Origin of the sequence: Bordetella pertussis 18323, from assembly GCF_000306945.1 — a bacterium.
Classification (GTDB): domain Bacteria; phylum Pseudomonadota; class Gammaproteobacteria; order Burkholderiales; family Burkholderiaceae_B; genus Bordetella; species Bordetella pertussis.
The window spans coordinates 2285031-2302834 of record NC_018518.1 but is presented as its reverse complement, the minus strand read 5'-3'; the positions used below and the strand labels follow the sequence as shown (position 1 = coordinate 2302834).

Below are 17804 nucleotides of genomic sequence, written 5' to 3'. Positions count from 1 at the left end.
GGCCATGCCGCGGCGCCACAGGCCCGGCATGCCTTTCGCAACGAGAAGACAATGGAAGCAGCAAGCATAGCAGTGCCTGGTGCCGGAGCCGGCGCCAGTCTGCGCGCCCAGGCGCTGGACGCCCTGATGACGCCTGCCTGGGCCGACAAGCTGGCGGCCGTGGCGGCCATCGACGCTGGCGCGCCGGTGGGCGCGCAACAGGACCTCGCCGAGCCGGCCGGCCTGCCGGGGCGGCCGCCCGCCCCGCAGCTGGTGCCGCCGTCCCAGGTGCGGCAGCGCTCGGTGCAATCGCCCGAAGGGCGCGCCGCCTTGCTGCACGCCCTGGCGCATATCGAGTTCAACGCCATCAACCTGGCGCTGGATGCCGTGTGGCGGTACGGCGGCCTGCCGGACGCCTACTATCTCGACTGGCTGAAGGTGGCGCGCGAGGAGGCCTACCACTTCGACCTGCTCAACCGTCATCTGTCCGGGTTGGGCCATGCCTATGGCGACTTTCCGGCCCACAATGGCCTGTGGGAGATGGCCGAGAAAACGCGCGCCGACCTGCTGGCCCGCCTGGCGCTGGTGCCGCGCACGCTGGAGGCGCGCGGCCTGGATGCCTCGCCGCTGATCCGCGACAAGCTGGCGGCGGCCGGCGACGCCGATGGCGCCGCCATTCTGGAGATCATCCTGCGCGACGAGATCGGCCATGTGGCCATCGGTAACCACTGGTACAAGGCGTTGTGCGCGCAGCGCGGCCTCGATCCGGTGGCGCAGTACGCGCAGCTCGCCTCCCGGTACGGGGCGCCGCGCCTGCGTGGCCCGTTCAACCTCGAGGCCCGCCGCGCCGCCGGTTTCGACGAGGACGAACTGCGGGCCTTGTTGCAGGCGTAACGGCGCGGGCATGTCTGCGGGCGGCCGCCCGAATTAGAATGGTGCACATGAACAAAGCCTACCTACGCCTGTTGTGCGCCACGGCCTTCGCCGCGGCGGCCATTCCCGCGCTGGCCGCGCCCGCCGCCGCCACCCCCGCCGACCTCGATGCGTATCGCGCCTGCCTGAAGCAGTTGCGCGGCGACGCCATCAAGAGCGGCGTGCAGGCAGCCACCTACGACGCGCAGACCGCGTCGCTGGCGCCGGACATGGACGTGCTGGGCTTCCTGGACGTGCAGCCCGAATTCAAGACGCCCATCTGGGACTACATGGCGGGCCTGGTCGACGAGGAACGCATCGAGGACGGCCGCCAGGCCCTGGCCCGGCATGCCGACGTGCTGGCGCGGGCGCAGGCCGAATATGGCGTCGATCCCGCGACCGTGGTGGCCGTCTGGGGAGTCGAAAGCAATTTCGGCAAGAACCTGGGCGGACGCCCCTTGCTGACGTCGCTTTCGACGCTGTCGTGCTTCGGGCGCCGGCAAAGCTATTTCCGAGGCGAATTCTTCGCCACCCTCAAGATCATCCAGGACGAGCACATGCAGCCCGAGCGCCTGGCCGGCTCATGGGCCGGCGCCTTCGGCCAGACGCAGTTCATGCCGTCGACCTACCTGCGCCTGGCGGTCGACTTCGATGGCGACGGGCGGCGCGACCTGGTCGACAGCGTGCCCGACGCCCTGGGCTCCACCGCGAACTTCCTGCGCCGCGCCGGCTGGCAAACCGGGCAGCCCTGGGGCTTCGAGGTCAAGCTGCCGGCCGGCATGGACCTGGCCGGCACCGGACGCCGCAACAAGCAGCCGATGAGCGCCTGGCAGGCGCGCGGCATCAAGCGCGTGGACGGCGGCGCGCTGCCGGCGGGCGATACGCCCGCGGCGCTGCTGGCGCCGGCCGGGGCGCAAGGCCCGGTGTTCCTGGTGTTGCGCAATTTCGATGCGCTGTATTCGTACAACGCGGCCGAGAGCTACGCGCTGGCCATTGCCCATTTGTCGGACCGCCTGCGCGGCGACTTGCCGTTCGCGCGCGCCTGGCCCACCGACGATCCCGGCCTGTCGCGCGCCGAACGCCGCGAATTGCAAGAGCTGCTGCTGGCCCGCGGATTCGATATCGGCAAGCCGGATGGCGTGATCGGCGTGCGTACGCGCCAGGCGCTGCAGACCGTGCAGGGCCAGCTGGGCCTGCCGGCCGACGGGCGCGCCGGCCAGAAGACGCTCAAGGCCCTGCGCACGCCGTAGCGCCGGCCGGGTTCGGCGCGCCGCCGAGGGCGGCGCGGAAATGGTTGCAATTTCTGCGCCGCGCGGGCACGGCCGCGTAGGACGGATGCGCTAGACTGGCTTCCCCTTCTTTCTCTTGGGAGCCTGTCATGGGTCTTCTCGATTCTCTGACGTCGATCGCCGGCGGCGCCCTGGGTGGCGGCGACGAGCGCTCGGCCAACGGCGGCATGGCAGCGTTGCTGCCCGTCCTGGTCGCGCAATTGAACAATTACCCCGGCGGCCTGACGGCCTTGATCCAGCGCTTCCAGGAAGGCGGCCTGGGCGAGGTGATCGCCTCGTGGGTGAGCGCCGGGCCCAACCAGCCCGTGACGCCGGCGCAGCTGGACTCGGTGCTGGAGCCGGGCATGGTCGACCAGATGGCGCAGCAGTCCGGCCAGGACCGCGGCGACGTGCTGGCCAACCTGAGCCGCTTGCTGCCGGGCCTGGTGGATACCGCCACGCCGGGCGGCCAGGCCGAGTCGGGCCAATCCTTCGATGCCGGCAGCCTGCTGGCTTCGCTGTCGGGGCTGCTCGACGGCAAGCGCGGCTAACGCGCCGTCTAGCTGTGAAGATTCAATAGGTTGTATGCATGGTTCATCCGAACCGGATTTGAGAAACTGGAAATCGCCGACCCCCCAGTTCACTCAAGGAGCCCGGCCGGATGAACACCCATAAGCATGCCCGATTGACCTTCCTACGTCGACTCGAAATGGTCCAGCAATTGATCGCCCATCAAGTTTGTGTGCCTGAAGCGGCCCGCGCCTATGGGGTCACCGCGCCGACTGTGCGCAAATGGCTGGGCCGCTTCCTGGCTCAGGGCCAGGCGGGCTTGGCCGATGCGTCCTCGCGCCCGACGGTCTCGCCCCGAGCGATTGCGCCGGCCAAGGCGCTGGCTATCGTGGAGCTGCGCCGCAAGCGGCTGACCCAAGCGCGCATCGCCCAGGCGCTGGGCGTGTCAGCCAGCACCGTCAGCCGCGTCCTGGCCCGCGCCGGTCTGTCGCACCTGGCCGACCTGGAGCCGGCCGAGCCGGTGGTGCGCTACGAGCATCAGGCCCCCGGCGATCTGCTGCACATCGACATCAAGAAGCTGGGACGTATCCAGCGCCCTGGCCACCGGGTCACGGGCAACCGACGCGATACCGTTGAGGGGGCCGGCTGGGACTTCGTCTTCGTGGCCATCGATGACCACGCCCGCGTGGCCTTCACCGACATCCACCCCGACGAGCGCTTCCCCAGCGCCGTCCAGTTCCTCAAGGACGCAGTGGCCTACTACCAGCGCCTGGGCGTGACCATCCAGCGCTTGCTCACCGACAATGGCTCGGCCTTTCGCAGCCGCGCCTTCGCCGCGCTGTGCCATGAGCTGGGCATCAAGCACCGCTTTACCCGACCTTACCGCCCACAGACCAATGGCAAGGCCGAACGCTTCATCCAGTCGGCCTTGCGTGAGTGGGCTTACGCTCACACCTACCAGAACTCCCAACACCGAGCCGATGCCATGAAATCCTGGCTACACCACTACAACTGGCATCGACCCCACCAAGGCATCGGGCGCGCTGTACCCATCTCCAGACTCAACCTGGACGAATACAACCTATTGACAGTTCACATCTAGCTCAGCCGCGCGCGGCCGGCGCGCCGGCCTGCGCCGGGCGCGGCCAGGCGCTCAGCGTACAGAGGTCGAGCAAGGTGAAATAGCCATGCGGACGCCAGCCCTGGGTGTCGATGTGATAGACATTGCCCAGCACCACGGGCTCGCTGACCGGCGTATGGCCCGCCACCACGGCGCGGATGCCGTCCACGCCGCGCGCGTCGCCGCTGGCCAGCCGCTCGCGCGACCACTGGCAGACCGAGCGCGCCCGCTTGGGCCGCGCCTGCAGGAAATACTCGAGCCGGCTCCAGTCCCGCACCGGGCAATCGGCGTGCAGCAAGCCCACCGGGCCGGCCTGCGTCGCCACCTCGATCACCACCGGCAAGGCCGCGAACGCGCCGGCCCAGGCGCGCTGGCGCTCGGGCGCGGCATCGAGAAACCAGCCGCCGCCATAGCTGCGCCAATTGTCCTGGTCGACCAGGCCGGTGCGCACATGGCGGATGGCATAGTCCTCGTGGTTGCCCTGCACGGCGTAGAACCACGGATGCGCCAGCCATTGCACCGCGGCCTCGCTGTCCGGCCCCCGGTCTATCAGGTCTCCCACCGAGAACAGGCGGTCGCGCCGCGGATCGAAGCCGCATTCGTCCAGCGCCTGCTCGAGGCGGGAGAAATGGCCATGGATATCGCCCACGGCGAAGTCGCGTCCGGCGGGGTTGCGCGGCAGGCGCAGGAAAGCGGGGTACTGCAGGTTCGGGGCCATCGCAAGCCAGGGCCGGATCCCTGGAAAAAAGCGGTACGGTCACTGTAACCCGGATGGCGGCGGGCCGGCCGGCGCGGGCGCGCATGCCCAGCTTACAAAAAACTGATGAGAATAAATATTATTCGTGATACTTTTCCGCTTTTAGACCTACTTCCACTATTCCATGAGTACAGCGTCGACCATCAAGACTTGGTACCTGGTCCATAAATGGACCAGCCTGGTCTGTACGCTTTTCCTGCTGATCATCTGCATCACCGGCCTGCCCCTGGTCTTCCACCACGAGATCGAGCACCTGCTCGACGAGGGCAAGCCCGTGGCGCAGGTGGCCGAGGGCACGCCCGACGCCAGCCTCGACACCATCGTCGCCCGCGCCCATGCGCTCTACCCCGACGAATACATCGACTACGTTTTCCTGGATGACGAGGAACCCCAGGTCTATGTCGGCTTCACGCCCAAGCTGGGCCAGGCGGTCGAGGCCGGCCACGCGGTGCGCGTGGACGCCCGCACCGGCGACATCCTGCACGACGGCCCCAAGTATTCGGCCGACCGCTTCAGCTTCATGGGCATCATGCTGGCGCTGCACGTGGACCTCTACGCCGGGCTGGCCGGCGAACTGTTTCTCGGCCTGATGGGCCTGCTGTTCGTCATCGCCATCGTCTCGGGCGTGGTGCTGTACGGTCCGTTCATGAAGAAGCTGGATTTCGGCACGGTGCGCGCCTCGCGTTCCAACCGCCTGAAGTGGCTGGACCTGCACAACCTGCTGGGCATCGTCACCCTGGTCTGGGCCTTCGTCGTCGGCCTGACCGGCGTCATCAACGAGTTGTCCACGCCGCTGTTCCGCCTCTGGCAGCAGACCGAACTGCAGGCCATGACGGCTCCTTACCAAGGCAAGCCCGTCCCGCGGCCGGCCGAGCTGTCGGCGCCGCAGCGCGCCGCCGACACGGCCTTGGCGGCCGTGCCCGACCGCGCCCTGACCGGCATCTCGTATCCCGGCAATGCCTTCGGCAGCCCGCAGCACTACATCGTCTGGCTCAAGGGCAATACGCCGCTGACCTCCAAGCTGAACACGCCGGTGCTGGTCGACGGCAAGACCGGCGAGCTGGCCGCCGTCGCCAGAATGCCGTGGTACCTCACCGTCCTGGAACTGTCGCGCCCGCTGCATTTCGGCGATTACGGCGGCATGCCGCTGAAAATCATCTGGGCCCTGCTCGACCTGATCACCATCGTGGTGCTGGGCAGCGGCCTCTACCTGTGGCTGGCGCGCCGCAAGGCCACCGACGCACGCGTGGCCGAGCTGGTGCGCCGCCACCAGCAGGCAGCCGAACCGCAAAGGACGCCCGCATGACGCCGCGCCAGCATTTCTATTTCGTCTGGGGCATGCCCATCGTGCTGGGCGCGCTCAGCGTGTTCGGGCTGCTCGCCGCCCTGCTGGGCACCGGCGTGTGGCACTGGGCCTCGTGGCTGGCGCTGGCCTGGCTGCTGGTGGTGATCGCGCGCTTCTGGATCGTCCCGCGCGAACGCCGTCCCGCGCCCGGCCCGCGCCGCGGCGGCTAAGCGAATCCGGCCACCGGATGCGGCGCATAGGCCGCTTCCAGGCGCGCGGCCTCCTCGTCGGTCAGGCGCAGGGCCAGCGCCGCCACCGCGTCCTCCAGGTGGCGCGGCTTGCTCGCCCCCACGATGGGCGCGGTCACCGCCGGCTGACGCAGCAGCCAGGCCATGGCCACCTGCGCGCGCGAGACGCCGCGCTGCGCCGCCACCTCGCCCACCGCGTCGATGACGCCGCGATCGGCCTGCTCGGTGGCGCTGTACAGCCGCTTGAGCACATCGTCGGTGTCGGCGCGCGCGCTGCCCTCGGCCCAGTCGCGCGTCAGGCGCCCGCGCGCCAGCGGACTCCACGGCAGCACGCCCACGCCCTCGGCGCGGCACAGCTTGAGCATCTCGCGCTCTTCCTCGCGGTACAGCAGGTTGTAGTGGTTCTGCATGGTGGAAAAACGCGTCCAGCCATGCCGGTCGGCCAGGTACAGCGCCTTGGCGAACTGCCAGGCATGCATCGAGGAAGCGCCGATGTAGCGCGCCTTGCCGGCCTTGACCACATCATGCAGCGCCTGCAGCGTCTCCTCAATGGGCGTGTCGTAGTCCCAGCGGTGAATCTGGTACAGGTCCACGTAGTCGGTACCGAGCCGCCGCAGGCTGGCGTCGATCTCGCGCATGATGGCCTTGCGCGACAACCCGCCGCTGTTGGGTTCCTTGCGCAAGGGGAAGAACACCTTGGTCGCCACCACCACCTCGTCGCGCGGCACGTACTCGCGCAAGGCGCGTCCCAGGAATTCCTCGCTGGTGCCGTCCGAGTAGCTGTTGGCGGTATCGAAGAAATTGATGCCGGCATCCAGCGCCTGCCGAAAGAACGGCCGGCTCTGCGTCTCGTCCAGCGTCCAGGCGTGGTTGCCGCGCGCCGGCTCGCCGTAGGTCATGCATCCCAGGCACAGGCGCGACACCTTCAGTCCGGTGCTGCCCAGTCGTACGTATTCCATGGTCTCCAAGCTCCTTGGCCGCCCCCTGGGGCGGCGCCGCGGGTATCAGCCGGTGAAGGTGGCGGGGTCGGGTCCGAGCCGCGGGCCTTCCGGCAAGGCGTCGATATCGGCCATCTCGTCGGCCGACAATTCGAAGTCGAATACGTCGATGTTGGCCTGGATGCGCGCCGGCGTCACCGACTTGGGAATCACGATCAGGCCATTCTGCAGATGCCAGCGCAGCGTCACCTGCGCCGCCGACTTGCCGTGGCGCGCGGCGATCCCGGCCAGCGTCGCGTCGTGCATGACGGCGCCCTGGCCCAGCGGGCTCCAGGATTCGGTGGCGATGCCCTGTTCGGCATGGAAGGCGCGCAGCTCGCGCTGGGCGAACCCCGGATGCAGTTCGACCTGGTTGACCGCCGGCACCACGCCGGTCTCGTCGACCAGGCGCCGCAGATTGGCGATCGTGAAATTGGACACGCCGATCGAGCGGGCGCGCCCGTCCTCCTTCATCGCCACCATGGCGCGCCAGGCATCGACGAACTTGTCGCTGCCGGCCACCGGCCAGTGGATCAGGAACAGGTCGACATAGGCCAGGCCCAGCTTGCGCAGGCTCTCGTCCATGGCGCGCTGCGCCTCGTCGTAGCCATGCCGGTCGTTCCACAGCTTGGTGGTGACGAACAAATCCTTGCGGGCTACCCCCGCAGCGCGCAGCCCCTCGCCCACGCCAGCCTCGTTGCCATAGATGGCAGCCGTGTCGATCGAGCGGTAGCTGTGAACTGTCAATAGGTTGTATTCGTCCAGGTTGAGTCTGGAGATGGGTACAGCGCGCCCGATGCCTTGGTGGGGTCGATGCCAGTTGTAGTGGTGTAGCCAGGATTTCATGGCATCGGCTCGGTGTTGGGAGTTCTGGTAGGTGTGAGCGTAAGCCCACTCACGCAAGGCCGACTGGATGAAGCGTTCGGCCTTGCCATTGGTCTGTGGGCGGTAAGGTCGGGTAAAGCGGTGCTTGATGCCCAGCTCATGGCACAGCGCGGCGAAGGCGCGGCTGCGAAAGGCCGAGCCATTGTCGGTGAGCAAGCGCTGGATGGTCACGCCCAGGCGCTGGTAGTAGGCCACTGCGTCCTTGAGGAACTGGACGGCGCTGGGGAAGCGCTCGTCGGGGTGGATGTCGGTGAAGGCCACGCGGGCGTGGTCATCGATGGCCACGAAGACGAAGTCCCAGCCGGCCCCCTCAACGGTATCGCGTCGGTTGCCCGTGACCCGGTGGCCAGGGCGCTGGATACGTCCCAGCTTCTTGATGTCGATGTGCAGCAGATCGCCGGGGGCCTGATGCTCGTAGCGCACCACCGGCTCGGCCGGCTCCAGGTCGGCCAGGTGCGACAGACCGGCGCGGGCCAGGACGCGGCTGACGGTGCTGGCTGACACGCCCAGCGCCTGGGCGATGCGCGCTTGGGTCAGCCGCTTGCGGCGCAGCTCCACGATAGCCAGCGCCTTGGCCGGCGCAATCGCTCGGGGCGAGACCGTCGGGCGCGAGGACGCATCGGCCAAGCCCGCCTGGCCCTGAGCCAGGAAGCGGCCCAGCCATTTGCGCACAGTCGGCGCGGTGACCCCATAGGCGCGGGCCGCTTCAGGCACACAAACTTGATGGGCGATCAATTGCTGGACCATTTCGAGTCGACGTAGGAAGGTCAATCGGGCATGCTTATGGGTGTTCATCCGGCCGGGCTCCTTGAGTGAACTGGGGGGGTGGCGATTTCCAGTTTCTCAAATCCGGTTCGGATGAACCATGCATACAACCTATTGAATCTTCACAGCTAGAGCGGCGTGGCGCCGACCCTGCCCGGCAGGGTGACGGGCTGGGCCGAGGCGCCGCCGTGCGCGGGCGCGGCAGGCGGTGCGGAGGCGGCCGCGGGCGGCGCGCCCAGCGGCAGGCTGGCCGGCGTGGCCTGCCCGTCGGGCAGGTCGGCGCGGGGCACCGGAATCGGTGGAATGGGAGGTTGCCCGCCCGACGAGGAGCCGGCGGGCGGCTGCCCGGGCTGCTGCACGCGCGCGGGCGCGCCGTCGCTGGGGCGCATGTTGTTCAGGAAGTCGGTCAGCTCGTCGCCGCTGGACAGATCCAGCGCGGCCACGGCCTGCCCGGGCGGGAATTCGCTGAAGTAGTACTCGCCGTTGTCGACGATCAGGCCCTGGGGCCGCGGCGCGCGCGGCGCCTGGGGCGTGCCCTTGAGCGTGGGCTGTTCGTAGTCGAGCCAGGTGGACAGCGCCAGCCCGCTGCCGAATTCGTTGGTGCCCAGCGAGCGGGGCTGGTCGAACCCCATCCAGACCGTGGTGGTCTGCTGCGCGGTGTAGCCGGAGAACCAGACATCGACCGCGTCGTTGGTGGTGCCGGTCTTGCCCGCGATGTCGTTGCGCTTGAGCGTGCGGTAGACGCGCGCGGCCGTGCCCTTGGTGGTGGTGTCGTGCATGATGTCGTCGATCACCCAGGCCGTGCGCGGGTCGATGGCGCGCGCGGTTTCGTCGCCGGCCTTGACCGGCGTGGTCTGCATCAGGACCTTGCCGGAACGGTCGGTGACGCGGTCGATCAGGTAGGGGGTGACGCGATAGCCGCCGTTGGCGAACACGCTGTAGGCGTTGGCGACCTGCAGCGGGGTGGCGCCGCCGGCGCCCAGCGCCAGCGGCAGCATGGCGGGCCAGCGCGCCTGCTCGAAGCCGAAGCGGGTGAGGTAGTCGCGCGCGTACTCGGGGCCGATGGCCTGCAGGATGCGGATCGACACCATGTTCTTGGACCGATACAGCCCTTCGCGCAAGGTGAGCATGGGCTCGTAGCGGTTGCCGTCGTTCTTGGGCTGCCAGGCGCGCGAGCCGGTCTGCTCGGCGGTCAGCATGAAGGGCTGGTCGTTGACCTGGGTGGCCGGGGTCATGCCGCGCTCGAGCGCGGCGGCATAGACGAACGGCTTGATGGTGGAGCCGGGCTGGCGCCACGCCTGGGTGACGCGGTTGAACGAGCCGCGGTGGAAGTCGAAGCCGCCTATCATGGCGCTGATCGCGCCGTCGGCCGGCGACATCGATACCAGGGCCGCCTGCAGCGCGGGCATGTTGATGATTTCCCAGGTGTCGCCGTTCTTGTGCAGGTACACCACCGAGCCGCGCCGGATGCGCAGCGCATCCTTGGCGTTGGGGGCCAGCGCGCGGGCCACGATGGCCAGCGCTTTCTTGTCGTCGACGGTGACGATGTCGGTGGCGGTGCGGGCCACGGTCACCGAGGTGGGGCTGGTCGACAGCACCACGCCGGCCAGCAGGTCGTCGCTGTCGGGCGCCTGGTCCTGCACGCTGTCGAGGATTTCGTCGAAGGCCTGGGCGTCTTGTTCGATGCCGTCGGGCAGGTCGATCTGCGCCTGCGGGCCGGGATAGGGCGCGCGCCGGGTGTAGTCGAGCACGCCCGCGCGCACCGCGCGATAGGCGGCCTGCTGGGCCTTGGAATCGATAGTGGTGTAGACGTCGATGCCGTGCGTATAGGCGCCGTCCTGGTAGATGCTGTACATCAGCTGGCGCACCAGCTCGGCGGGATACTCGCCGTGGATGGCGAAGCCATGCGCCGGGCCGCCCTCGCTGCCGCGCAGGACGATGGTCTGCGCGCGCGCCTCTTGCACCTGCTCGGGCGTCAGGTAGCCCAGCGTCTGCATGCGGCCCAGCACATATTGCTGGCGCGCGGTGGCGCGCGGCAGGCTGGCCAGCGGGTTGGCGCGCGAGGGCGCCTTGGGAATGCCGGCCAGCATGGCGGCCTCGGCCGGGGTGACCTCCGACAGCGGCTTGCCGAAATAGGTGCGCGACGCGGCGGCAAAGCCGTATGAGCGGTGGCCCAGGTAGATCTGGTTCATGTAGAGCTCGAGGATCTGGTCCTTGGTGAGCTCGGCTTCTATCTTGTAGGTGAGCAGCAGTTCATAGAACTTGCGCGAGTACGTCTTTTCGGAGGACAGGTAGAAGTTGCGCGCCACCTGCATGGTGATGGTGCTGCCGCCCTGGCTCTTGGACAGCTTGACCATGTTGGTCAGCACGGCGCGCGCCACGCCCATCCAGTCCACCCCGCCATGCTGGTAGAAGCGGTCATCCTCGGCGGCCAGCACGGCCTGCTTCATGACCTGCGGGATTTCGTCGGCGCGCAACACGTTGCGGTGTTCTTCGCCGAACTCGCCGATCAGCACGCCATCGGCGGTATAGACGCGCAAGGGCACGCGCGGCCGGTAGTCGGTCATGGCGTGCAGCTCGGGCAGGCTGGGCCAGGCCAGCGCCAGGGCCAGCCCCAGCGCCAGCGCGCCCGCGGCGCCCAGGCCGGCCACGGCCACGCCCGCTTTGATCAACAGGGATTTGCGAAACAGCCGCGGCCCGCCGGGCGGGGGCGGCTTGGTGGATTGCGAAGACGTATTCATCGGTGCCGATTCTAGGGCAGAACACCATAGACCGGCATCTGGGGGAATTGGTTTCCGTAACCAAACGTGCACGGCGCTGCGCCGGCGTAATGCGGGACGGATCGGACCGATCCCCCGCCGGGGCGGGGGCCGGACTCAGGGCTTGAGGTGCTCGGTGAAGAATTTTTCCATGGCGGCGTAGAACTCGAACTTGTTCTCGTCGTTGTGGAAGCCATGGCCTTCGTTGTCCTTGACCATGTACTCGACCTCGACGCCGCGCTGGCGCAGCGCCTGGACGACCTGGTCGCTCTCGGCCTTGTTGACGCGCGGGTCCTTGGCGCCCTGGGCGATGAACAGCGGCGTCTTGATGCGGTCGACGTGCAGCGCGGGCGAGGTGGCTTCCAGGCGCGCCTTGTCGCGCACCGGGTCGCCCACCATGTCCTGCATCTTGGCCAGCAGCGGCTTCCAGTAGGGCGGTATGGTGTTCATGAAGGTGAACAGGTTGGATACCCCCACGTAGTCGACCGCCGCCGCGTACAGGTCGGGCGTGAAGGCGACGCCGGCCAGCGTGGCGTAGCCGCCATAGCTGCCGCCGTAGATGCCGATGCGCCGCGGGTCGGCGATGCCCTGGTCGATCAGCCATTGCACCCCGTCGGTGATGTCGTCCTGCATCTTCAGGCCCCATTGGCCGAAGCCGGCTTCCCAGAACTTGCGGCCGTAGCCGGTCGAGCCGCGGAAGTTCATCTGCAGTACGCAGAAGCCGCGGTTGGCCAGGAACTGCACTTCCGGGTTGTAGCCCCAGCCGTCGCGCGCCCAGGGCCCGCCGTGCGGGTTGACGATGCAGGCCAGGTTCCTGGGCGCGCGTCCGGCCGGCAGGGTGAGATAGCCGTGGATGGTCAGGCCGTCGCGGCTCTGGTAGCTGACGGGCCGCACCGGCGCCATGTCGGCCTCGGGAATGGCGGGATTGATGTCGGCCAGCTTGTGCAGGCTGTCGCGCCGCGCGTCGTACAGATAGCGCGACCCCGGCGTGCGGTCGTTGTAGGCGGCCACGATGAAGGTGTCCTCGTCGCGGTTCCAGCCCTGCAGCGCGAAGTCGTAGCCGGGCAGGGCGCGCGCCAGCCGGGCGTACAGGGCTTCGGTCTCGGCGTCGAAAAACCGGTGGCGCGGCTTGTCGGTCTGGTAGGAGGCGACGGTCAGCACCTTGCGCTTGCGCGAATAGCCGGCCGCGTCGAGGTCCACCTCGTCCGGTTCGAATACGGGTTGCTCCACGTCGGGCGTGGCCGGGTCGATGACCACCAGGGCCAGCTTGTCGCGGCCGCGGTTGCTCAGGGCGTACAGCTTCCTGTCGTCGAAGGTGAAGAAGGCCGGGCTGACGCTCACGCGGTAGTCGGTGGTGATGAGCGGGCGAAACGGCGCGGCCTCGTCGTCGCGGTAGAGCAGGGTGGTGTTCAGGCCGTCGCTGGTGATGGCGGCGCGCACCTTGCCGGCATGGTCGGTCTGCCAGTCCACCACGTTGCCCGGGTTCTGCGCGACCAGTTCGGCCGCCCCGGTGCGCACATTGACGCGGTAGACGTCGAACACCTGCGGGTCGCGCCGGTTGTGGCTGATCAGCACGTGGTCGGGGTCGTCGGGCAGGTCGTCCTCGATCGAGGCGCGCACCCCCTCGTAGGGGGTGAGGTCGGCGACCTGGCCGGTGCGCGCGTTGACGGCCAGGACGTGGAAATTCTCGTCGCCGCCGAAGTCTTTCTGGTAGAGCACGGTGTCGTCGCCCTTCCAGAAGAAATTGCTGATATCGCGCGCGGTTTCGCTGGTCAGCTTGCGCGGCTCGCCGGCCGGCACGCCGTCGGCCAGCGCCTGCACGTAGATGTTCATGCGCGGCGGCTGGCCGTCGATGCTGACCGGCTGCATGAAGCCCAGCGTCTTGCCGTCGTCGGCCAGGCGGAAGTAGCCGCGCTCGGGGTTGCGGAAGAAGTCCTTGAGCGGATAGGCGCGCGGGGGCTGGGCGGCCGCGCCCAGCGTGGTGCCGATCAGGCCGGCGGCCAGGACGGTGCGCTTGATGAGGGTGAGCAAGGGGAACCTCCGGAGAATGCGGGCGCGGCGCGGCCGCGCGATACGGCGTTGGGCGTGCCGCCGGCGCCGGCGACCGTGTCGATCATGCCACAGGCGCGCCGGCAGTGTCGAACGGCCCCGATATGCGGGATAATCGCGCCCATGTCATCGGGAGAAATCATGCGCATTGCACGGATTGCCGCGGTTGCGGGGGTGGTGGGGCTGGCTGGCTGCTCGGTGGGCACCGCGCCAGGGGCCGGCGCCGTGTCGGGCAACTACAAGCTGCAGACCAACTATCAGGACGCCTATCGCTACGCGACGGTGCAGGCCGAGCGCTGCCTGGTGGGCCAGGGCGGCTACCGGGTGGTGGGCGAACTCGACGACAACGCGCGCACCGGCCTGGTGCGGGTCGTGGCGCCGTTCTTCGACGGCGAGATGGCGCGCGTGGAGATCGGCACCATCGATGCGCACAGCTCCAACGTCTATATCGGCATGTGGGGCAAGAGTATCTGGAATACCGACGCGCTGCGCGCCATGCGCGAAGCGGTCGTGTACGGAGTGCCGTCCTGCGTGGCCTATATGCCGGCGATCCGGCGCCGACCGAGGAAGTCTGGCGCCTGCCCAACCGCTAGGCTCAGTCGCCGCCGGGGCGGCGCTGGATGATCTTGAACGTGGCGGTGGCCTTGGCCACCAGTTCACCGGCGCTGTCGCGGATCTCTCCTTTGCAGAAGGCGATCGACGCGCCGCGGCGCAGGCAGCGCGTTTCGATGACCAGGTCGCCGCGCCCCGGGGACATGAAGCTGGTGTTCATGTCGATGGTGGCCACGCCGACTTCGGGGGTGTCGCCGCGGATGGCGGCGCCCAGGGTGAAATCCAGCACGCTCATCAGCGTGCCGCCGTGGATGTCGCCGCGGCTGTTGACCAGGTCGGCGCGCGCCGGCAGCCGGGTGCGGGCGGTGCCGTTGCCCGAGTGCTCGGGAACCACCCCGAGCAACTGCATGAAGGGAATGGTCAGGCCGAAAAAGTCGGTGTGTGGTGTCGACATGATGGGTAGCTGTTGCGTGACAGATCTGTGGTGAAGGTAAGAGGCGAGCCATAATATCGCTTTTTCCGGCCGCGGCAGGCGGCGACGCTTTTCAGTCATGTCCCAGCTCCAGCGCAAAATCGTGCACATCGACATGGATGCGTTCTATGCGTCGGTCGAGCAGCGCGACAATCCGGCATTGCGCGGCCTTCCGGTCGTGGTGGCCTGGACCGGGCCGCGCTCGGTCGTGTGCGCGGCCTCGTACGAGGCGCGGCGCTATGGCGTGCATTCGGCGATGGCGGCGGCGCGCGCTCAGCGGCTCTGTCCGGACGCGGTCTACGTTCCCCCCGATTTCAATCGCTACCGCGAGGTGTCGCGCCAGGTGCGCGCCATTTTCGCGCGCCACACCGACCTGATCGAGCCGCTCTCGCTGGACGAGGCCTATCTGGACGTGACGTGCAACAAGCTGGGCCTGGCCTCGGCCACCGAGGTGGCGCAGATCATCCGGCGCCAGATACGCGAGGAGACCGGCCTGACCGCCTCGGCGGGCGTGGCGCCCAACAAATTCCTGGCCAAGATCGCCTCCGACTGGAACAAGCCCGACGGCCTGTTCGTGATCAAGCCCTCGCGCGTGCTGGACTTCCTGCAACCCTTGCCGGTGCGCAAGGTGCCGGGCGTGGGCAAGGTCATGCAGGCGCGCCTGGAGCAACTGGGCATCCAGACGGTGGGCGACCTGAGCCGCCATTCGGTGGCCGAGCTGGAGCAGCGTTTCGGGCGCTATGGCGTGCGCCTGTACGAGCTGGCGCGCGGCATCGACGAGCGCGCGGTGCAGGCGGACCAGCCGGCGCAGCAGGTTTCGGCCGAGACGACGTTCGACACCGACCTGGCGCTGGAGGCGCTGGGCGAGGCGCTGGAGCGGCTGGCGGCCAAGGTATGGGAGCAGGGCGCGAAGAAAGGGCGCATCGGGCGCACCACGGTGTTGAAGCTGAAGACCGACCGCTTCCGCATCCTGACGCGCAGCCTGACGCTGATGCAGCCGCCGGGCTCGGCGGCGGAGCTGGCGGCGATCGCGCGCCAGCTTTGTACCCGCGTGGACCTGCCGGCGCACACGCGCTACCGGCTGGTCGGGGTGGGGATGAGCAATTTCCCCGACGCGCAGGCCGAGGCGCCGCGCCAGGCGGAGCTGTTCGGCGACGCCTTCTAGTTGTGAAGATTCAATAGGTTGTATGCATGGTTCATCCGAACCGGATTTGAGAAACTGGAAATCGCCGACCCCCCAGTTCACTCAAGGAGCCCGGCCGGATGAACACCCATAAGCATGCCCGATTGACCTTCCTACGTCGACTCGAAATGGTCCAGCAATTGATCGCCCATCAAGTTTGTGTGCCTGAAGCGGCCCGCGCCTATGGGGTCACCGCGCCGACTGTGCGCAAATGGCTGGGCCGCTTCCTGGCTCAGGGCCAGGCGGGCTTGGCCGATGCGTCCTCGCGCCCGACGGTCTCGCCCCGAGCGATTGCGCCGGCCAAGGCGCTGGCTATCGTGGAGCTGCGCCGCAAGCGGCTGACCCAAGCGCGCATCGCCCAGGCGCTGGGCGTGTCAGCCAGCACCGTCAGCCGCGTCCTGGCCCGCGCCGGTCTGTCGCACCTGGCCGACCTGGAGCCGGCCGAGCCGGTGGTGCGCTACGAGCATCAGGCCCCCGGCGATCTGCTGCACATCGACATCAAGAAGCTGGGACGTATCCAGCGCCCTGGCCACCGGGTCACGGGCAACCGACGCGATACCGTTGAGGGGGCCGGCTGGGACTTCGTCTTCGTGGCCATCGATGACCACGCCCGCGTGGCCTTCACCGACATCCACCCCGACGAGCGCTTCCCCAGCGCCGTCCAGTTCCTCAAGGACGCAGTGGCCTACTACCAGCGCCTGGGCGTGACCATCCAGCGCTTGCTCACCGACAATGGCTCGGCCTTTCGCAGCCGCGCCTTCGCCGCGCTGTGCCATGAGCTGGGCATCAAGCACCGCTTTACCCGACCTTACCGCCCACAGACCAATGGCAAGGCCGAACGCTTCATCCAGTCGGCCTTGCGTGAGTGGGCTTACGCTCACACCTACCAGAACTCCCAACACCGAGCCGATGCCATGAAATCCTGGCTACACCACTACAACTGGCATCGACCCCACCAAGGCATCGGGCGCGCTGTACCCATCTCCAGACTCAACCTGGACGAATACAACCTATTGACAGTTCACAGCTAGACTGCTTTCACAAAGGTAGTATCAATTGATACTGCTAAAGGCGGATCGATAACAAGCCAAGGAGACTGACCATGAAGTCACGCATTTGCCGCCGGCTGGCCGGCGCGTTGCTCGGTGTGGTTGCGGCTTGCGCCAGCCAGGCGCAGGACACCATACGCCTGGGGTTGCAGGCGGTCCCCACCGACGAGCTGTACCAGGCCCGGGACTGGGCCCAGCCCTACGGGCTGAAAACGGAAATCTCGACCTACAGTTCGGCCGGCGACTCTCTCAAGGCGTTCCTGGCCGGCCGCGTGGACGTGGTGTCCGGCGGCGCGGCGCGGCTGGTCACCATGGCGGCCAAGCAGCCCGAGGTGTTCTACATCGTGGCCGCCAACCAGTACGGCGGCGACCGTTACGGCATCATCGTCGGGCCCGAGGCCCCGTACAAATCGATCGCCGATCTCAAAGGCAAGAAGATCGGGGTGGTCAGCGGTTCGGGCGCGCACGGCACCTTGATGCTGTACCTCGAGAAGAACCAGCTCAGTCCCAAGGATTTCCGCTTCGTCAACATGAAGGTCGAGGATATCGCGGCGGCGGTGAACCGCGGCGTGGTCGATGCCGGCCTGGCCTGGGAGCCGCACGTCGCCCTGGCGGAAGTCAACGGCGCGGTCAAGCGCATCCAGTCGATGAAGGGCGTCAACGAAAGCCCCAACTTCATCCTCGTCAATCGCGAGTATGCCGGCAAGCACCCCGAAGCGGTCGCCAAGTACATCGCGTCCATGATCGACATGTCGCAGCTGACCGCGAACGATCCCAAGAAGGCCGGCGAGATGATCGCGGCCCAGCTGGGCAAGTCCGGCGTCAGCATCCCGCCCAAGGCGATGGAGCTGGCCGTCTCGCGCATCGTGGTGGATCCGCGGATCGAGGATCGCCTGCTCGAAGAGCTGCCCGCCATCGCCGAGCCCATGATCGCTGCCGGGCGCATCAACGCCATGCCGGAGTTCGGCAAGCTGGTTCAGAAGTCGTACTACGAGCGGGCTGCCGCGCTTGCCAAGGCCAGGCAGTGAGCCGGA

14 protein-coding genes and 3 pseudogenes are annotated in these 17804 nt (G+C 68.0%); 10 read left to right on the top strand and 7 right to left on the bottom strand.

Going from position 1 to position 17804, the window contains the following annotated elements; translation table 11 throughout:
* Nucleotides 1-51 precede the first annotated feature (51 nt).
* The 4 genes from BN118_RS10875 (at nucleotide 52) to BN118_RS10860 (ending at nucleotide 3771) form a co-directional block, all read left to right on the top strand.
* A complete protein-coding gene (locus tag BN118_RS10875) occupies nucleotides 52-873 on the top strand; it encodes a ferritin-like domain-containing protein (RefSeq protein ID WP_004566336.1) in 822 nt (273 codons plus the stop codon).
* A gap of 38 nt (nucleotides 874-911) precedes the next feature.
* Nucleotides 912-2141 (top strand): lytic murein transglycosylase, encoded by a 1230-nt coding sequence (locus BN118_RS10870; protein WP_010930537.1) that lies wholly within the window; start codon nucleotides 912-914, stop codon nucleotides 2139-2141.
* A gap of 128 nt (nucleotides 2142-2269) precedes the next feature.
* Entirely contained in the window at nucleotides 2270-2710 is a 441-nt protein-coding gene (locus BN118_RS10865; RefSeq protein ID WP_004566334.1) for a YidB family protein, read from the top strand.
* 110 nt (nucleotides 2711-2820) lie between these two features.
* Nucleotides 2821-3771, top strand: coding sequence for an IS481-like element IS481 family transposase (locus tag BN118_RS10860; protein ID WP_005015810.1), 951 nt, complete (start codon nucleotides 2821-2823; stop codon nucleotides 3769-3771).
* Between the two features lies 1 nt (nucleotide 3772).
* Here BN118_RS10860 and BN118_RS10855 read toward each other — a convergent pair whose 3' ends face one another.
* Nucleotides 3773-4507: a metallophosphoesterase gene (locus tag BN118_RS10855; protein ID WP_014905823.1), complete on the bottom strand. Its 735-nt coding sequence runs from the start codon at nucleotides 4505-4507 to the stop codon at nucleotides 3773-3775.
* Between the two features lie 163 nt (nucleotides 4508-4670).
* Here BN118_RS10855 and BN118_RS10850 point away from each other — a divergent pair, with 163 nt between their 5' ends.
* Both BN118_RS10850 and BN118_RS10845 read left to right on the top strand, forming a co-directional pair.
* Nucleotides 4671-5852 (top strand): PepSY-associated TM helix domain-containing protein, encoded by a 1182-nt coding sequence (locus BN118_RS10850; protein ID WP_003810851.1) that lies wholly within the window; start codon nucleotides 4671-4673, stop codon nucleotides 5850-5852.
* Nucleotides 5849-6061: a hypothetical protein gene (locus tag BN118_RS10845; protein WP_003810850.1), complete on the top strand. Its 213-nt coding sequence runs from the start codon at nucleotides 5849-5851 to the stop codon at nucleotides 6059-6061. The genes BN118_RS10850 and BN118_RS10845 overlap by 4 nt, the downstream gene beginning before the upstream one ends.
* Here BN118_RS10845 and BN118_RS10840 read toward each other — a convergent pair.
* The 5 genes and pseudogenes from BN118_RS10840 to BN118_RS10820 form a co-directional block, all read right to left on the bottom strand.
* Entirely contained in the window at nucleotides 6058-7038 is a 981-nt protein-coding gene (locus tag BN118_RS10840; RefSeq protein ID WP_003810847.1) for an aldo/keto reductase, read from the bottom strand. The two genes, BN118_RS10845 and BN118_RS10840, sit on opposite strands and share 4 nt — an antisense overlap.
* 45 nt (nucleotides 7039-7083) lie before the next feature.
* Nucleotides 7084-7788, bottom strand: a pseudogene (locus tag BN118_RS20540) (aldo/keto reductase); the annotation flags it as partial.
* A pseudogene (locus tag BN118_RS20535) lies at nucleotides 7789-8736 on the bottom strand (IS481 family transposase); the annotation flags it as partial.
* Nucleotides 8737-8834: 98 nt separating this feature from the next.
* Nucleotides 8835-11447: a penicillin-binding protein 1A gene (locus tag BN118_RS10825; RefSeq protein ID WP_014905822.1), complete on the bottom strand. Its 2613-nt coding sequence runs from the start codon at nucleotides 11445-11447 to the stop codon at nucleotides 8835-8837.
* A 135-nt stretch (nucleotides 11448-11582) separates the two neighbouring features.
* Nucleotides 11583-13496, bottom strand: coding sequence for a S9 family peptidase (locus BN118_RS10820; protein ID WP_014905821.1), 1914 nt, complete (start codon nucleotides 13494-13496; stop codon nucleotides 11583-11585).
* A gap of 159 nt (nucleotides 13497-13655) precedes the next feature.
* On the opposite strand from BN118_RS10820, the pseudogene BN118_RS10815 reads away from it, so the two are divergent.
* Nucleotides 13656-14107, top strand: a pseudogene (locus BN118_RS10815) (BPTD_2524 family lipoprotein).
* Nucleotides 14108-14109: 2 nt separating this feature from the next.
* Here the strand turns inward: BN118_RS10815 and BN118_RS10810 are convergent.
* A complete protein-coding gene (locus BN118_RS10810) occupies nucleotides 14110-14520 on the bottom strand; it encodes a PaaI family thioesterase (protein ID WP_010930072.1) in 411 nt (136 codons plus the stop codon).
* A gap of 97 nt (nucleotides 14521-14617) precedes the next feature.
* On the opposite strand from BN118_RS10810, the gene dinB reads away from it, so the two are divergent.
* The 3 genes from dinB to BN118_RS10795 all read left to right on the top strand — a co-directional run bounded on the left by dinB (nucleotide 14618) and on the right by BN118_RS10795 (nucleotide 17798).
* Entirely contained in the window at nucleotides 14618-15703 is a 1086-nt protein-coding gene (dinB, locus tag BN118_RS10805; protein WP_003810865.1) for a DNA polymerase IV, read from the top strand.
* A 98-nt stretch (nucleotides 15704-15801) separates the two neighbouring features.
* Nucleotides 15802-16752 (top strand): IS481-like element IS481 family transposase, encoded by a 951-nt coding sequence (locus tag BN118_RS10800; RefSeq protein ID WP_005012067.1) that lies wholly within the window; start codon nucleotides 15802-15804, stop codon nucleotides 16750-16752.
* 71 nt (nucleotides 16753-16823) lie between these two features.
* Nucleotides 16824-17798, top strand: a complete 975-nt coding sequence (locus BN118_RS10795; protein ID WP_003821473.1) for an NrtA/SsuA/CpmA family ABC transporter substrate-binding protein — start codon at nucleotides 16824-16826, stop codon at nucleotides 17796-17798.
* Nucleotides 17799-17804 lie beyond the last annotated feature (6 nt).

Excerpts from the sequence above, each read along its gene's own strand:
- BN118_RS10840 (WP_003810847.1), bottom strand. The coding sequence starts at position 7,038 with ATGGAATACGTACGACTGGGCAGCACCGGACTGAAGGTGTCGCGCCTG.
- BN118_RS10845 (WP_003810850.1), top strand. The coding sequence starts at position 5,849 with ATGACGCCGCGCCAGCATTTCTATTTCGTCTGGGGCATGCCCATCGTG.
- BN118_RS10810 (WP_010930072.1), bottom strand. The coding sequence starts at position 14,520 with ATGTCGACACCACACACCGACTTTTTCGGCCTGACCATTCCCTTCATG.
- BN118_RS10855 (WP_014905823.1), bottom strand. The coding sequence starts at position 4,507 with ATGGCCCCGAACCTGCAGTACCCCGCTTTCCTGCGCCTGCCGCGCAAC.
- BN118_RS10875 (WP_004566336.1), top strand. The coding sequence starts at position 52 with ATGGAAGCAGCAAGCATAGCAGTGCCTGGTGCCGGAGCCGGCGCCAGT.
- BN118_RS10795 (WP_003821473.1), top strand. The coding sequence starts at position 16,824 with ATGAAGTCACGCATTTGCCGCCGGCTGGCCGGCGCGTTGCTCGGTGTG.
- BN118_RS10860 (WP_005015810.1), top strand. The coding sequence starts at position 2,821 with ATGAACACCCATAAGCATGCCCGATTGACCTTCCTACGTCGACTCGAA.
- BN118_RS10865 (WP_004566334.1), top strand. The coding sequence starts at position 2,270 with ATGGGTCTTCTCGATTCTCTGACGTCGATCGCCGGCGGCGCCCTGGGT.
- BN118_RS10825 (WP_014905822.1), bottom strand. The coding sequence starts at position 11,447 with ATGAATACGTCTTCGCAATCCACCAAGCCGCCCCCGCCCGGCGGGCCG.
- BN118_RS10870 (WP_010930537.1), top strand. The coding sequence starts at position 912 with ATGGTGCACATGAACAAAGCCTACCTACGCCTGTTGTGCGCCACGGCC.
- BN118_RS10850 (WP_003810851.1), top strand. The coding sequence starts at position 4,671 with ATGAGTACAGCGTCGACCATCAAGACTTGGTACCTGGTCCATAAATGG.
- BN118_RS10800 (WP_005012067.1), top strand. The coding sequence starts at position 15,802 with ATGAACACCCATAAGCATGCCCGATTGACCTTCCTACGTCGACTCGAA.
- dinB (WP_003810865.1), top strand. The coding sequence starts at position 14,618 with ATGTCCCAGCTCCAGCGCAAAATCGTGCACATCGACATGGATGCGTTC.